At 60.9% G+C, this 15,771-nt stretch carries 10 protein-coding genes; 8 read left to right on the top strand and 2 right to left on the bottom strand.

Translation table 11 applies throughout. The annotated features are described in order from the left end of the window. The first annotated feature begins 27 nt into the window (after nt 1–27). Nucleotides 28–1,848 carry a translational GTPase TypA gene (gene typA / locus HU724_RS02625; protein ID WP_016772102.1) on the top strand — a complete coding sequence of 607 codons (1,821 nt, stop codon included), beginning with the start codon at nt 28–30 and terminating at the stop codon, nt 1,846–1,848. Between the two features lie 284 nt (nt 1,849–2,132). On the opposite strand, the gene HU724_RS02630 is transcribed toward typA, so the two are convergent. After that, nucleotides 2,133–2,570: a YkgJ family cysteine cluster protein gene (locus tag HU724_RS02630; protein WP_133337377.1), complete on the bottom strand. Its 438-nt coding sequence runs from the start codon at nt 2,568–2,570 to the stop codon at nt 2,133–2,135. A 259-nt stretch (nt 2,571–2,829) separates the two neighbouring features. Between HU724_RS02630 and HU724_RS02635 the strand changes: the two genes are divergently transcribed. The 5 genes from HU724_RS02635 (at nt 2,830) to HU724_RS02655 (ending at nt 12,382) form a co-directional block, all read left to right on the top strand. Further along, entirely contained in the window at nt 2,830–5,280 is a 2,451-nt protein-coding gene (locus HU724_RS02635; RefSeq protein WP_016772100.1) for a glycogen/starch/alpha-glucan phosphorylase, read from the top strand. A gap of 251 nt (nt 5,281–5,531) precedes the next feature. Further along, complete coding sequence (locus tag HU724_RS02640) at nt 5,532–9,113, top strand: DUF2339 domain-containing protein (RefSeq protein WP_186568611.1); 3,582 nt, start codon at nt 5,532–5,534, stop codon at nt 9,111–9,113. Beyond that, nucleotides 9,110–10,474 (top strand): DUF3999 domain-containing protein, encoded by a 1,365-nt coding sequence (locus tag HU724_RS02645; RefSeq protein ID WP_186568613.1) that lies wholly within the window; start codon nt 9,110–9,112, stop codon nt 10,472–10,474. The genes HU724_RS02640 and HU724_RS02645 overlap by 4 nt, the downstream gene beginning before the upstream one ends. A gap of 291 nt (nt 10,475–10,765) precedes the next feature. Further along, a complete protein-coding gene (locus HU724_RS02650) occupies nt 10,766–11,776 on the top strand; it encodes a class 1 fructose-bisphosphatase (protein WP_016772098.1) in 1,011 nt (336 codons plus the stop codon). A 3-nt stretch (nt 11,777–11,779) separates the two neighbouring features. Further along, nucleotides 11,780–12,382 (top strand): DUF924 family protein, encoded by a 603-nt coding sequence (locus HU724_RS02655; protein ID WP_123444033.1) that lies wholly within the window; start codon nt 11,780–11,782, stop codon nt 12,380–12,382. A 311-nt stretch (nt 12,383–12,693) separates the two neighbouring features. Here the strand turns inward: HU724_RS02655 and HU724_RS02660 are convergent, their stop codons facing one another. After that, entirely contained in the window at nt 12,694–14,586 is a 1,893-nt protein-coding gene (locus HU724_RS02660; RefSeq protein WP_202883388.1) for a methyl-accepting chemotaxis protein, read from the bottom strand. A 281-nt stretch (nt 14,587–14,867) separates the two neighbouring features. Here HU724_RS02660 and HU724_RS02665 point away from each other — a divergent pair, with 281 nt between their 5' ends. Together HU724_RS02665 and HU724_RS02670 are read left to right on the top strand one after the other, a co-directional pair. Then, the gene (locus HU724_RS02665; RefSeq protein WP_016772095.1) at nt 14,868–15,122 is read left to right on the top strand and encodes a hypothetical protein; all 255 of its coding nucleotides are present in this window, start codon (nt 14,868–14,870) and stop codon (nt 15,120–15,122) included. 29 nt (nt 15,123–15,151) lie between these two features. Beyond that, entirely contained in the window at nt 15,152–15,721 is a 570-nt protein-coding gene (locus HU724_RS02670) for a lipocalin family protein (protein ID WP_016772094.1), read from the top strand. Nucleotides 15,722–15,771 lie beyond the last annotated feature (50 nt).

Genomic DNA, 15,771 nt, shown 5'->3' on the forward strand with positions numbered 1-15,771 from the left:
ACCGAATCCTCTGATCGAGATACACAAGTGATCGAAAATCTACGCAACATCGCCATCATTGCCCACGTTGACCACGGTAAAACCACCCTGGTAGACAAACTCCTGCGTCAATCCGGCACCCTGGAGCGCAACGAGCTCAACGACGAGCGCGTGATGGACTCCAACGACCAGGAAAAAGAGCGCGGTATTACCATTCTGGCGAAGAACACCGCCATCAACTGGAACGGCTACCACATCAACATCGTGGACACCCCGGGCCACGCCGACTTCGGCGGCGAAGTTGAACGCGTAATGTCGATGGTCGACTCCGTTCTGCTGCTGGTTGACGCTCAAGACGGCCCTATGCCGCAAACCCGTTTCGTGACCAAGAAGGCTTTCGAAGCCGGCCTGCGTCCAATCGTGGTGATCAACAAGGTTGACCGTCCAGGCGCACGTCCGGACTGGGTTCTGGACCAGATCTTCGACCTGTTCGACAACCTCGGTGCGACCGAAGAACAACTGGACTTCCAGGTTGTTTACGCTTCGGCCCTGAACGGTATTGCCGGTCTGGACCACACCGCCATGGCGGAAGACATGACTCCGCTGTACCAGGCGGTAGTCGACCACGTTCCGCCTCCGGCCGTTGACCGTGACGGTCCGTTCCAGATGCAGATCTCCGCTCTGGACTACAACAGCTTCCTGGGTGTTATCGGTGTTGGCCGTATCGCTCGTGGTCGCGTCAAGCCGAACACCCCGGTTGTCGCTATCAGCGCCGACGGCAAGCGTCGCAACGGTCGTATCCTGAAGCTGATGGGTCACCACGGTCTGCACCGCATCGACGTTGACGAAGCAGCAGCCGGCGACATCGTCTGCATCAGCGGCTTCGACGAGCTGTTCATCTCCGACACTCTGTGCGACATCAACACCGTCGAGGCGATGAAGCCGCTGACCGTTGACGAGCCAACCGTTTCCATGACCTTCCAGGTAAACGACTCGCCATTCTGCGGTAAAGAAGGCAAGTTCGTGACCTCCCGTAACATCAAGGATCGTCTGGACAAAGAGCTGCTGTACAACGTTGCACTGCGCGTTGAAGAAGGCGACTCGGCTGACAAGTTCAAGGTTTCCGGCCGTGGTGAGCTGCACCTCTCGGTACTGATCGAAACCATGCGTCGCGAAGGCTTCGAGCTGGCCCTGGGCCGTCCTGAAGTGATCATCCGTGAAGTTGACGGCGTGAAGCAGGAACCGTTCGAAAACGTCACCATCGACATTCCTGAAGAATCCCAGGGCAAGGTCATGGAAGAGATGGGTCTGCGTAAGGGCGACCTGAGCAACATGGTGCCGGATGGCAAGGGCCGTGTTCGTCTGGAATACAACATCCCTGCTCGCGGTCTGATCGGCTTCCGTAACCAGTTCCTGACCCTGACCAACGGTGCTGGCATCCTGACCTCGATCTTCGACCGTTACGCTCCAGTGAAGTCGGGCCACATGTCCGGCCGTCAGAACGGCGTTCTGGTTTCGGTTGAAACCGGCAAGGCTCTGACCTACTCGCTGGAAACCCTGCAGGCTCGTGGCAAGCTGTTCGTAGAACACGGCCAGGAGATCTACAACGGTCAGATCGTTGGTCAGAACAGCCGCGACAACGACCTGGGTGTCAACCCAACCAAAGGCAAGAAGCTCGACAACATGCGTGCTTCGGGTAAAGACGAAACCATCGCTCTGGTCCCACCTGTTCGCTTCACCCTGGAACAGGCTCTGGAATACATCCAGGAAGACGAGCTGTGCGAAGTTACGCCTAAGTCGATCCGTCTTCGCAAGAAGATCCTCGACGAAAGCGAGCGTACCCGCGCTGCCAAGAAAGCCAAGGCGTAATCCAGCCCTGGAATAGAAAACGCCCCCGGTCGCGAGACCGGGGGCGTTTTTGTTTGTCCGGGCTTAAAAGCCCCTCACCCTAGCCCTCTCCCGGAGGGAGAGGGGACTGATTGGGGGATGCTCAGGAGATGCATCGACCTGAGTGAATCCTGCCGAATCCAGAATCGATTTGGCGGGCTTCACCGAATCCATAATCGACTGGTTTTTTCAGGTCGGTGTATGGCTCCAGACACCTCGGTCGGCTCCCTCTCCCTCTGGGAGAGGGCTGGGGTGAGGGTTTGCTGTTAAAACTTCTCAATCGCCCGGAAATTCTGCACCCGCTCGACTTCTTTCGGCTTGTACGCGCAATACCCCGGCCGCGGGCCGATCTTCGGGTGGTTGCGGCAGGTGTCCGGGCGCTTGTCATAAATGGTGCACAGGCGGGTTTTACGATCCAGGTAATAGCAGTCGTTGTTGCTCATGCGCTGGAGGGTGAAGATTCCCGACTTCTGATTGAAGCGCTCGACCAGACCTTCCTTTTGCAGACGTTTGGCGATGTTCTTTGGCGGATCGCCCAGTTCGAACTCGTCGACCACGCCGATGCGCACCAGATCCTTGATCTTCACTTCGACCGGCAGCGTGCAGCAGCTGGACATGCACGAGCCGCACATCGGTGCCGAATATTTGGCCCACGTATCGAGACGATCAATCTCGGCGGCGGCGATCAGGTTGGGCTTCATCATCGGGAGTTACCAGGCGTGTATGCATCAGGGCGCGCGATCATACCGGGAGCGGTGGAATTTTGAACAACCTTTCGCCGGATATTTTCGCAGCGGCCGCATTTTGCCCGACAGGACGGCACGGCCCCTGCATTCATTGGCTCATCCGCCAGGGTTATGTCGCACTGGCGCACAGTCCGCGCAAATACTGCCGAACCAGAGCCGTTAGCGCCGGTCAGACCGTCTAGGCTCAGAAAATTCCCGCTCGCTCGAGGTCCTGTTGATGACTCAAGAACCACTAGTTCGCGAAGCAGAGGTGGCCGCGTTCCGCGACGCCGTCCTGACCAAACTCACCTATGCCGTGGGCAAAGACCCCGATCACGCCTTCGACCATGACTGGTTCGAAGCCATCGCCCTGGCTGCGCGTGATCACATGGTCGAACACTGGATGGACCACACCCGACAGATCTATCGCAAAGGCCAGAAGCGGGTTTATTACCTCTCGCTGGAATTTCTCATCGGCCGTTTGCTCTACGACAGCCTGAGCAACCTCGGCCTGCTCGACGTCGCCCGTGAAGCGCTGACCGAACTGGGCGTCGATCTGGAGCGCATCCGCCTGCTGGAGCCCGACGCAGCGCTCGGCAACGGCGGCCTCGGTCGTCTGGCGGCGTGTTTCATGGAAAGCATGTCGACCCTCGGCATCGCCGGCCATGGCTATGGCATTCGTTATGAACACGGCTTGTTCCGTCAGGCGATTGTCGATGGCTGGCAACAGGAGCAGACCGAACACTGGCTGGATTTCGGCAACCCTTGGGAATTCGAACGGCCGGAAGTGGCCTACCCGATCGGCTTCGGCGGCAGCGTCGAAACCGTCACCGATGCCTCCGGCAAGACTCGTCAGGTCTGGTCGCCGGCGGAAACCGTGCGCGCCATTGCTTATGACACGCCGGTGGTCGGCTGGCGCGGGGCGAGTGTCAACACTCTGCGTCTGTGGCGCGCCCGCGCCATGGAAGACCTGCACCTGGAACGCTTCAACGCCGGTGACCACTTGGGCGCCGTGGCGGAAGTGGCCCGCGCCGAAAGTATCTCCCGCGTCCTTTATCCGGCCGACAGCACCGAAGCCGGGCAAGAACTGCGCCTGCGTCAGGAATACTTCTTTGTCGCCGCTTCGCTGCAGGATCTGCTGCGCCGTCACCGCAACATGCACACCTCGGTGCTGACCCTGGGTGATCACGCGGCGATCCAGCTCAACGACACTCACCCGTCAATCGCCGTGGCCGAACTGATGCGCCAACTGGTCGACGTCTACGACGTCGCGTGGGACGCAGCATGGCAAGTCACCGTCGACACGCTGTCGTACACCAACCACACGCTGCTGCCGGAAGCGCTGGAAACCTGGCCGGTCGGGCTGATGGAACGCATGCTGCCACGGCACATGCAGATCATTTACCTGATCAACGCGCAGCACATCGATTCGCTGCGGGCCAAGGGTATTCATGACTTCGACGTGTTGCGCGCGGTGTCGCTGATCGAAGAAGACAACGGCCGCCGGGTGCGCATGGGCAACCTCGCGTTCCTCGGTTCCCACAGCGTCAACGGCGTGTCCGGTCTGCATACGCAGCTGATGCGCAAAACCGTATTCGCCGAACTGCACAAGCTCTATCCGGAGCGGATCAACAACAAAACCAACGGCATCACCTTCCGCCGCTGGTTGTATCAGGCCAACCCGGAACTGACTTCGATGCTGGTCGATGCCCTCGGCCCAGACCTGCTCGATCATCCTGAAGAGCGCCTGCTCGAACTCGAGCCGTTCGCCGAGAAAACCGCGTTCCGCAAAGCCTTCGCCGAGCAGCGTTTGCACAGCAAGAAGGCGCTGGCCTATCTGATTCACGAGCGCCTCGGGATCGCGGTCAACCCGGCGGCGATGTTCGACGTGCAGGTCAAACGTATCCACGAATACAAGCGTCAGTTGCTCAACCTGATGCACACCGTGGCGTTGTACCAGGCGATTCGTGCCGAGCCGGAAGTCGACTGGGTGCCACGGGTGAAGATCTTCGCCGGTAAAGCGGCGGCGAGTTATCACCAGGCCAAGCTGATCATCAAGCTGACCAACGACATCGCTCGGGTGGTGAACAATGACCCGACTGTGCGTGGCCTGCTGAAAGTGGTGTTCCTGCCCAACTACAACGTCAGCCTGGCCGAGAGCATCATCCCGGCGGCGGACTTGTCCGAGCAGATCTCCACCGCCGGTTTCGAGGCGTCGGGCACCAGTAACATGAAGTTCGGCCTCAACGGCGCGCTGACCATCGGCACCCTCGACGGTGCCAACGTGGAAATGTGCGAGCGCATCGGTGCCGAGCACATGTTCATCTTCGGTCTCAGTGCGCAACAGGTTGAAGCGCGCAAGCAGAACCACGAGTTCAGCGCCGTACCCGACATCGCCGCCTCCCATCGTTTGAACGATGTGCTGCAAGCGATTCGCAGCGGTGTGTTCTCGCCGGACGATACCTCGCGTTATACCGGTCTGATCGATTCGTTGATCGACTATGACCGCTTCCTGGTCTGCGCCGACTTCGACTCCTATTGGGAGGCGCAGAAGCGTGTCGATGCGCACTGGCACGACTCGCAGAACTGGTGGCGTTCGGCGGTGCTCAACACCTCGCGGATGGGCTGGTTTTCTTCCGACCGGACGATTCGCGAGTACGCCACGGATATCTGGAAAGCGCTGGAGTAACTTTCCCCGACAAATCTGCGCAAGGCCCAACGTTTGTTGGGCCGGATCGATATACTGAGCGCCGGTTAAAAGGCATCAATCACCGCCTTACCCTGTGGGAGCGAGCCTGCTCGCGAAGCGATCGTCGACTTAAACAGAAATGTTGGCTGACAATCCGCCTTCGCGAGCAGGCTCGCTCCCACACGGTTTGTGCCTAGACTGAAGCCATCGCCGGACTCGCCCCGCCCCGGGGCTGCTTAGGGATATCGACCATGCAATGGATGTTCATGTTGATCGGGCTGGTGCTCGGTGGACTGCTCGACGAGTCGTTCAGTGGCGCGCTGTTGGGTGCGCTGCTGGGGCTGGTCATCGGCCAGGCGCTGCGCATTGCGCGCCTTGGCTCGCAGGCGGCGGAGCAACAGCGTCAACTCGAGCAGGTGCGCGAAGCCTTGCAAGGCGTGGCTCAGCGGCTGTTTGTGCTGGAGGGTTCGCCCTCGCATGCGCCTGCGCCGTCACCTGAAGCCGAGCCAGTCGCCGCACCCGTCGACATGGCTGAGCAGGCTGCCCTGCCCCCTGAACTGATCTGGGAACTGCCTCCCGAACTCGAACCGATTTCCGCCGTCGCCCGCGAACCCAGCCAGCCGCTGCCGGCCGATGTCTGGCGCGCCGAACCGGCTCCCGTTGCACCACCGCAAAAACCCGCCGAACCCCGTGGCCCGAACCTGATCGAACGCGGCATCAGCGCTGCGCGCAACTGGCTATTCGGAGGCAACACCGTGCTGCGCGTCGGTGTGGTTCTGCTGTTTTTCGGTCTGGCGTTTTTACTGCGTTACGCCACCGAAGGCATGGTCGTGCCGATCGAGTTGCGTTACGCCGGCGTCGCGGCAGCGGCGTTGGCTCTGCTTGCGCTGGGCTGGTGGCTGCGCCGACGCAACAGCAACTATGCGTTGATGCTGCAAGGCACCGGGATCGCGGTGTTGTACCTGACGGTGTTTGCGGCGATGCGTCTGCATCCGTTGCTTGATCCGTCCGCTGCACTCGGTTTGCTGGTCGCGGTGACGGTGTTCTCGGCCATTCTGGCGATTACTCAGGACGCGCTGGGGTTGGCCGCAGCGGCGGCACTCGGTGGTTTCGCCGCGCCGATTCTGACTTCTACCGGCGAAGGCAATCACGTCGCACTGTTCAGTTATTTCGCCTTGCTCAACGCCGGCATTCTTGCTATCGCCTGGTTCAAGGCCTGGCGCCTGCTCAACCTGATCGGTTTCGTCGGCACCTTCGGTATCGGATTCGCCTGGGGCCTGCGTTCCTACACGCCGGAACTGCTGTGGAGCACCGAGCCGTTCCTGATTGTGTTTTTCCTCATGTACCTCGCCATCGGCCTGCTGTTCGCCCGGCGCAAATTGCGCGACCTGCAGGATGCTCCGGCGGAGGCTGATCGCGAGGCACTGCTGCAATGGTCGGCCCGCAAGGGTGATTATGTCGACGGCACCATGCTGTTCGGCCCGCCGATCATTGGCTTCGGTTTGCAGTTTGCGTTGGTCCAGCACCTCGAATTTGCGGCGGCGTTCAGTGCGTTGGCGCTGGGCATGATCTATATGGCGCTGGCCAAAGTTTTGATGGGCGGGCGCGCGATGCTGCTGGGTGAAACCTGCCTGGCGCTGGGGGTGATTTTTGCCAGCCTGGCGATTCCGCTGGGGCTCGATGCGCGCTGGACTTCTGCGGCGTGGGCCGTGGAAGGTGCAGGGATTTTCTGGCTCGGTTTGCGTCAACATCGACCGTTCGCACGGGCCTTTGCCTTACTGCTACAACTGGGTTCGGCGCTGGCGTTTCTCAGCCAGTTGCAGCCCGGCGAGAGCAGCCTGCTCGACGGCGCACCGCTGGGCGCGCTGATGCTCGGCGCCGCCCTGCTGTTCAGTTTCCTCCAACTGCGCAAGGCTACGCCCGAGCAAACATCGCCGTGGGAAAGGCAAGGCCTGCCAGTGCTGGCGTGTCTGGGCCTGACGTTCCTTTATCTGCTGGCGCCGTTGTTCCTGTTCATCCAGGGCACGGCGATCAGTTGGGCGTTGGCCGGTTTGGCAACGTTGTTTGTCGGCTTGCGGATTCAATCACGCACATTCCTGTTCACCGCGTTCGCCGTGCAGTTGCTGGGCGGCGCGTTGTTCCTGCTGCGCCTGCAAACGGCCGGCGAAGATTCGACGGCGGTGTTCAGCGCTGGCTGGAGCGGTTTGCTCAGTGCGTCCCTGATCGGTCTGGCCTTGATTGGCGGCATGCTGCTGGCGGCGCGGGACGAGATGGTGCGCGGCGATGTGCGCCTGCTGCGCGGCTTGTCGGTGGTGCTGCTGGCCGGCTTGGTACTGATCAATCTGGCGGTGCTGTTCGTGCTGCCGTGGCAAACCGCGAGCGCGGTGTGGGCGGCCAGCGGTTTGCTGATCATCTGGCTGAGCCTGTACCTGCAACAGCGTCTGAGTTTCGTTTTCGGGCTGCTGTTGCAGGTGGTCGGCGGCGCGGCGTTTCTGCTCGCCGGCCCCGAATGGCTCGGGCCATTGTCTAGCGAAGGATTGCAACCATTGGCCCATGGCGGCTTCTGGACACCGCTGGTGCTGGGGCTGGCCGCGCTGATCGGTGCGTGGCGCTTGCAATTGGGCAACCATGCCACGGCTTTTGATGCCTTGAGTTTGCAGCGCTTGTCGCAAGTGCTGCTGGTCTGGGGCGCCGGTTGGTGGACGCTGGCGTGGGTCAGCGAAATCCTGCGTTTCGCCTCGCCGAACCTGCAAGGCACATTGTTGCTGCTGGTCGCTGCGATCAGTCTGGCGCTGTGGACGCTGTTGTCGCTGCGCTTGAAATGGCCGGCGCTGGGGTTGCTCTGCACCTTGCTGATTCCTGCGGCGTCGCTGGTTTTGCTCGGCGCTTGGCATTCGCGTTACCACCCGGCCGCCGACTTCGGCTGGCTGGCGTGGCCGGCGCTGTTCGCGGTGCACTTCTTCAGCCTGCGCCGCTTGGCGTCGATCTTGCCGGCGCGCGCATTGAGCGCGGCCCATGTGCTCGGTTGCTGGCTGCTGATTGGCGTGCTGGCGCTGGAGTTGCGTTACGGCCTGCTGCTGTTGTCCGAGCAGTACAACGCGTGGCGCTGGCTGGGCTGGGCGATTCTGCCGAGCCTCTATCTGTTGCTGATGGCTGCTCCCCGTACGTGGCCGTGGCCGGTGTCCGCGTTTGCCCGCGAGTACCGCTTGTATGCGGCGGCACCGCTGGCGGTGCTGATGCTGGCGTGGTTCTGGCTGGCCAATGGCGTCAGCGATGGCAATGCCGAACCGTTGCCTTACGTGCCGCTGCTCAACCCATTGGAGCTGGGGCTGCTGTTTGCGCTGTTCGGCGTTTATGTCTGGTCGCGCAGCGCCGTTGCGCAGTTGTCGATCCGTCAGGATCATGCCGACCACGCCACACAGATGATCGCCGGAGTTTCGCTGTTCGCCTTCTGCACCGCGCTGGTCACCCGCGCGGCGCATCACTGGGCCGGCATCCCGTTCGAGCTTGATCAACTGCTCGCGTCGATGCTGGTGCAGGCCGGCCTGTCGATCGTCTGGACGTTGATGGCGCTGGGACTGATGATCGGCGGCCATCTGCGCCATCGCCGCGAAGTGTGGCTGATCGGCGCGGCGCTGATTGCGCTGGTGGTGGCCAAACTGATTTTTGTCGAACTGAGCAACCGTGGCGGTCTCGCCCGGATCGTCTCGTTTATCGGTGTCGGCGTATTGCTGCTGGTGGTGGGCTACTTCGCGCCGCTGCCACCCAAACGCGTCGAGGCCGAACCGGCGGCGGACAAACCCGCGCCGGATACCGAAGGAGTTGCATCTTGAGTCGCATGCTGAATCTGGGGTGGTTGGCGCTGGGCGTGGTGATGGTCGCTGGCGCTCAGGAAAAACCGGCGGACTTCGCCACGCAAGTGCCGTTGACGGTGAGCGGCAATGGCCCGTGGTATCGCCTCGACCTGCCGCTGAGCGCGCAATTGCAGGCGCGCCAGACCGATCTCAGCGACCTGCGTGTGTTCAACGCCGCCGGCGAAGCTCAGGCCTACGCCTTGGCTCGCGAATCGGCGCAGACCCGCGACGACGGCAAGCTGCATGAGGTCAAGTGGTTCCCGCTTTACAACGCCGCCGACGCCAGCGAGCGCGCGCCGAATGTGCGCGTGCAGTCGACCACCAACGGCACCTTGGTCGAAGTGCAACCGTCCTCGCAACTGGAGGCGGGCGAAGAAGTGCTGCGCGGCTGGTTGCTCGATGCCAGTGCAATCAAGGCACCGTTGCAGCAGTTGGTCCTCGACTGGACCAGCGAGCGCGACGGTTTTCAGCGTTTCAGCATTGAGGCCAGCGACGATCTGCAGCACTGGCAATCCTGGGGCGAGGGCCAGGTGGCACGGCTGACCTTTTCCGATGAGCGCATCGAACAGCACGAAGTGACCCTGCCGGGGCAGACCGCGCGCTATGTGCGCCTGCTGTGGGAGTCGCCGGGCTCGGCGCCCGTCCTGACGTCGGCGCAATTGAAAAGCAGCGACCCGCGCAACCTGCCGCTGCCTTTGGTGTGGTCGCCCAGCGTGGCCGGCAGCAGCACCAAATCCGGGGAATACACCTGGCAGTTGCCGATGGGGCTGAATGTCGAGCGGGTGCAGATTGAGCTGAAACAGCCGAACAGTCTGGCGCCGGTGACGTTGGCCGGCCGGCGCGAGAGCAACTTGCCGTGGCAGACGCTGAGCAGCGGTTTGCTGTATCGCCTGAGCCAGAACAATCAGGACGTGGTGCAGAACGAAATCCCGCTGTCCGGGCAGACCGTGCAGCAACTCAAGCTGACCGTGGATGAGCGCGGCGGCGGTCTGGGTGAGCAGGCGCCGGACCTGAAATATGCGGTGCGCGCCACGCAAGTGATCTTCCTCGCCCGGGGCGAAGGGCCGTACAGTCTGGCCTTGGGCAATGCCACGGTGAAAACCGCGAACCTGCCGCTGGCAACGTTGATTCCGGATTTCAAGCCAGAGAAGCTGGCGAGCCTGGGCAAGGCGACGGTGCAGGACGAAGCAGTGGCCACGCAAACCTCAACGGCGACGACGGCTGCGGTGGCCGGAACCAATTGGAAGAAGTTCGGGCTGTGGGCGGTGTTGCTGCTCAGTGTGGTGTTTCTCGGGGCGATGGCGTTCAGCCTGTTGCGCAAGCCGCCAGCCAATACCTGAGCATGGCGGCGCTTTGCGCCATTCGCGAGCGGGCTCGCTCCCACAATGGAATGCATTGCCCTGTGGGAGCGAGCCTGCTCGCGAAAGCGCCCGGGCAGACACTGAAAATCTTCAATCGCTCATGCCGAACCGAACTACGCTCAATCCGACACCTGAACTCTCCACCAACAATCACGTCTCATACAGGCAAATACACCCAGGCGCACGTTAGCCGGCGTCTTCGCTCGCTAGGTTTTCAGACTCCCTGTAAACTGCGCGGGTTTTCCGCCCCCCATTCCACCGGAGCCGTCCATGTCCCGCGTTACCTTGAGTCGCTATTTGATTGAGCAGACCCGCAGCAACAACACTCCTGCCGATCTGCGCTTTTTGATCGAAGTGGTGGCGCGTGCCTGCAAGGAAATCAGCCACGCCGTGTCCAAAGGCGCCCTGGGTGGTGTTCTGGGCAGCATGGGCACCGAGAACGTGCAAGGCGAAGTGCAGAAGAAGCTCGACGTGATCTCTAACGAGATCCTCCTCGAAGCCAACGAATGGGGCGGCCACCTGGCCGGCATGGCGTCCGAAGAAATGGACAACGCCTACCAGATCCCGGGCAAATACCCGAAAGGCGCATACCTGCTGGTCTTCGACCCACTGGACGGCTCGTCGAACATCGATATCAATGCCCCGGTCGGCACGATCTTCTCGGTACTGCGTTGCCCGAACGAGTACCTGAGCCAGAACGAGCCGCTGAACGAAAAAGCCTTCCTGCAGCCAGGCACTCAGCAAGTGGCCGCCGGTTACGCCATCTACGGCCCGCAGACCATGCTGGTGCTGACCTTGGGCGACGGCGTCAAAGGCTTCACCCTGGACCGCGAAATGGGCAGCTTCGTCCTGACTCACGAAGACATCACCATCCCGGAAACCACCCAGGAATTCGCCATCAACATGTCCAACCAGCGTCACTGGGAAGCCCCGGTGCAGCGCTATGTCGGCGAGCTGCTGGCTGGTGAAGAAGGCCCGTTGAAGAAGAACTACAACATGCGTTGGGTCGCGGCGATGGTTGCCGACGTCCACCGCATCCTGACCCGTGGTGGTCTGTTCATGTACCCGCGCGACAGCCGCGAGCCGTCGAAACCGGGCAAGCTGCGCCTGATGTATGAAGCCAACCCGATGTCGTTCCTCGTCGAACAAGCCGGCGGCGCGTCCACTGACGGTCACCAGCGTATTCTCGACATCCAGCCGGAAGGCCTGCACCAGCGCGTTGCAGTGTTCCTCGGTTCGAAAGAAGAAGTCGCCCGCGCCACGGCCTACCACAAGGAATAAACCATGCACGCGCCCTGGCAGCCGTTGCTCGACTGGTGGTTCGGACACGCCGAATCAGCCAGCGAAGTAGCGGCCGAAAAGGGCAAGTTGTGGTTCGGCAAGCGAAACAGCCAAGACCTCGAAGCGCAGACGCGTTTCGGGGTCTTTGTCGATCAGGCCCTGGCCGGCGAATTGACCGAGTGGACGCAATGTCCCGAAGGCTGGCTGGCGGTGGTGCTGTTGCTTGATCAACTGCCACGCATGATCTATCGCGACACCCCCAAAGCATTTTCCGGTGATCTGCTCGCACAGAAGCTCGTCGCCCAAGGCATTGCAGCGGATTTCGATCGGCAGTTGAAACCGATTCAGCGGGTATTCATTTATCTGGTATTCGAACACTGCGAAAACCTCGCGGTGCAAAACGAAGCCGTTTCCAGATTTATTGAATTGGTGGCTGAACAGCCAGAGACGGAGCGGGCGGTGTTTGCCGATAACCTGGACTATGCCGAGCGGCATCAGAAAGTGATTGCCCGATTTGGCCGGTTTCCGCATCGCAATGCGGTGTTGGGGCGGGAGTCTACGGCTGAAGAGTTGGTATTTCTTTCCAAACCTGGATCACGGTTCTAGTTTGCTGGGCTGGATCCAGTTCATCTAGCTCAAGAAATACGTCTTCAGCGTTTGTATAGTTTCCTCGATCGATTTCCTCGCTACCCAGCGCAAGGATTGCCAATAATGTGATTTGATCTGGATGAACCCCGTTGTGTTTCTTGTTCATCTGGCAAATTCCCGATGTTTATATTGAAGACATTCTGCGTGATGCAGGCCGCTTTCGCGAGCAGGCTCGCTCCCACAGGATCTGGTGGTGCACTCAAATTGTGTAACCACCGGAGATCCCTTTGGGAGCGAGCCTGCTCGCGAAGAGGCCTGAGGGCTGCAGCTTAGATCCTGAAGCTGCCGACCAGATGCTTCAACCGCGCCGCCTGCTGTTCAAGATCCGAACAGGCGCGCAACGTCGCCTGCAAGTTCTCCACGCCTTCGTGATTCAGCGTGTTGATCTCGTTGATATCAACGTTGATCGACTCGACCACGGCGGTCTGTTCTTCGGTCGCGGTGGCCACCGACTGGTTCATGCCGTCGATTTCGCCGATGCGCTGGGTCACGCTGCCCAGACGCTCGCCGGCCTGGTTGGCGATGCCGACGCTGCTTTCGCTCTCGCGCTGGCTCTCGGTCATGATGGTCACCGCCTGACGTGCGCCGACCTGCAACTCTTCGATCATCTTCTGCACTTGCTGCGCCGAATCCTGGGTGCGGTGCGCGAGGTTGCGCACCTCGTCGGCGACCACGGCGAAACCGCGTCCGGCTTCACCGGCGCGCGCGGCTTCGATGGCGGCGTTGAGTGCGAGCAGGTTGGTCTGCTGGGAAATGCTGGTGATCACTTCGAGAATCTGGCCGATGTTCACCGTGTTGCTGTTAAGCGTTTCGATATTGCCGCAGGAATCGCTGATCTTTGCCGACAGCTGTTGCATGGCGTTGATGGTTTTATCCACCACCTGCTGGCCGTCGACCGCGAGGCTGCGCGCATCGCTGGAATGCTGCGAGGCGAGGGCGGCGTTCTGGGCGATTTCCTGAGCGGCGGCGCCGAGCTGATTGATCGCGGCGGCGACGCTGTTGGTGCGGCTGGCCTGCTGGTCGGAGTTGTACATCGACGAGTTCGAGGCAGCGACCACACGCAGGGCGACTTCGTTGACCTGGCCGGTGGCCGAGGATACTTCGCGGATCGACGTATGAATGCGTTCGACGAAGCGGTTGAACGAAGTGCCCAGCGCGCCGAATTCATCGTTGCCGTGAATCACCAGACGCTTGGTCAGGTCGCCTTCGCCTTCAGCGATGTCATGCATCGCGCGGCCCATGGTCAGCAGTGGCTGCATCAGCACGCGAATCAGCATGCCAAGCAGGCCGATGATGATCAGCACGGCGATGACCATGGCGATCAGCGCCGAGGTGCGGAATTCGCTGAGCATCGAGAACGCGGTGTCTTTATCGAGCACCAGCGCCACGTACCAGTCAGCCGAAGGCACGCCGTTGACGCGAGTGAAGGAAATCAACTGGGTTTTGCCGTCGAACTCGACTTCTTTCAAGCCCGGGCTGACTTGAGGCGCGCCGTTCGGATAGGCCTCGGCGAGGGTCTTGAGCACCAGTTTGCTGTTCGGGTGAATCAGGATCTTGCCTTCGGCGCTGACGATGAATGCGTGACCGTGGCCGCCGAAGTTCAGCGAGTTGATGATCGCGCTGACGCTGGTCAGGTCAATGTCGGCCCCGGCCACGCCGAGCATCTGGCCCTGACGCTGCACCGGCGTGGCGACGGTGATCACCAGTTTGCCCGACGAAGCGGCAATGTACGGTTCGGTGACGATGGTCTGCTGCGCGCTGTTGGCGGCTTTGTACCAGCCGCGCGCCCGTGGATCGTAGTCCGGCGCGCGGTTGCCGGCCGGCACCGAGAACATCACGCCGTCGGCACCGCCAAAATAGCTGAGCTGGAAATTGCCGGTGTAGGCGGGCAGGTCAATGATGCGCTTGAGGCTGGCGGGCGCGTTGCCGTCGACAGCGACTTGCTGCGACAGCGATTGCAGCAGTTGAATGCGACTTTCCAGCCACGTCTGAATGTTGCTGGTGGTCAGGCTGCCCAGCTCCTGCATGGTCGCTTCGGTGCTGCTGCTCAAGGCCTGACGCTGGCGATAGTCGTTGAAGAAGATGAAACAGGCGAACGCAACGGCCACCACGAGGGCAGCAGCCAGCAGAATCTTGTGGCTGAATTTCATGTTTCTGGTCATCGAATGAACTACCGCGAAGGTGCTGGTCAGGAAAGGGCGGCAATTTGCCACAATCGGCAGCGTTGCGCTGCTCTTATTTCGACCGCGCCGCGCCAAAGATTAGGCGTTTGCAGGGAAAGTCGACGAAATGCTCGACGGCTTCACAAAGTTTTTGATTTACCGACAAAAGCCGGACGGGCGGGCTGATAAATAGGCGTTCGGTCACGGAACCAGATGACACTTTTCTCTTCTAAGCTTCTGGTTGGCACCATGCCATCCCCCCTCGTTCCAGGAGTTTCACCATGTCGCTGCGATCTATCGCCCTGCTGTCGTTTTGCGTGCTGTTGGCCGCATGCAGCAAGGTCAATCAGGAAAACTACTCCAAGCTCTCGGCCGGCATGGCCAAGTCCGAAGTGGAAACCCTCCTCGGCAAGCCCACCGATTGCTCGGGCGCGCTCGGTATGTCCAGCTGCACCTGGGGCGACAAGAACAGCTTTATCAGCGTGCAATACGCCGGTGACAAAGTGCTGATGTTTTCCGGCCAAGGCCTGAAGTAAACCGGGGCTTCGCGCCCACGGAGAAAAAAATGAAGCGGTTATTGCTGATCCTTTTTGCTGGCCTGGTACTGGCTGGCTGCGCCACTTCCGGCGTCGACCCGTTGGCGCCCAAGACCGTCAACAGCGTCAATCTCAAGCGTTATCAGGGCACCTGGTATGAACTGGCACGCTTGCCGATGTACTTCCAGCGTCACTGCGCGCAATCCGAAGCCCATTACACCCTCAAGCCTGACGGTAATGTCGGCGTGCTCAATCGTTGCCTGACCCCGGAGTGGCAATGGGAAGAAGCCAAGGGCACGGCTTATCCGCAAGTGCCGGGCAAGACCGACAAGCTCTGGGTCGAATTCGATAACTGGTTCTCGCGCCTGGTGCCGGGTGTGGCGAAGGGCGAGTACTGGGTGTTGTACGTCAGCGACGATTACAAGACCGCCATCGTCGGCGATCCGAGTCGCAAGTACCTGTGGCTGCTGTCACGCACACCGACCGTCAACGGTGTAGTGCGTGAAGAATTGCTGAGCAAGGCGCGTCAGCAGGGTTACGACACCACACGCCTGATCTGGCGGGCGTCGGATCGGCAGATGGCCAAGACGTCCAATTAAGCCTCGATACAAACCAACTGTGGGAGCGAGCCTGCTCGCGAAGAGGGTGT

The sequence above is a fragment of the Pseudomonas iranensis genome (assembly GCF_014268585.2).
GTDB lineage: Bacteria > Pseudomonadota > Gammaproteobacteria > Pseudomonadales > Pseudomonadaceae > Aquipseudomonas > Aquipseudomonas iranensis.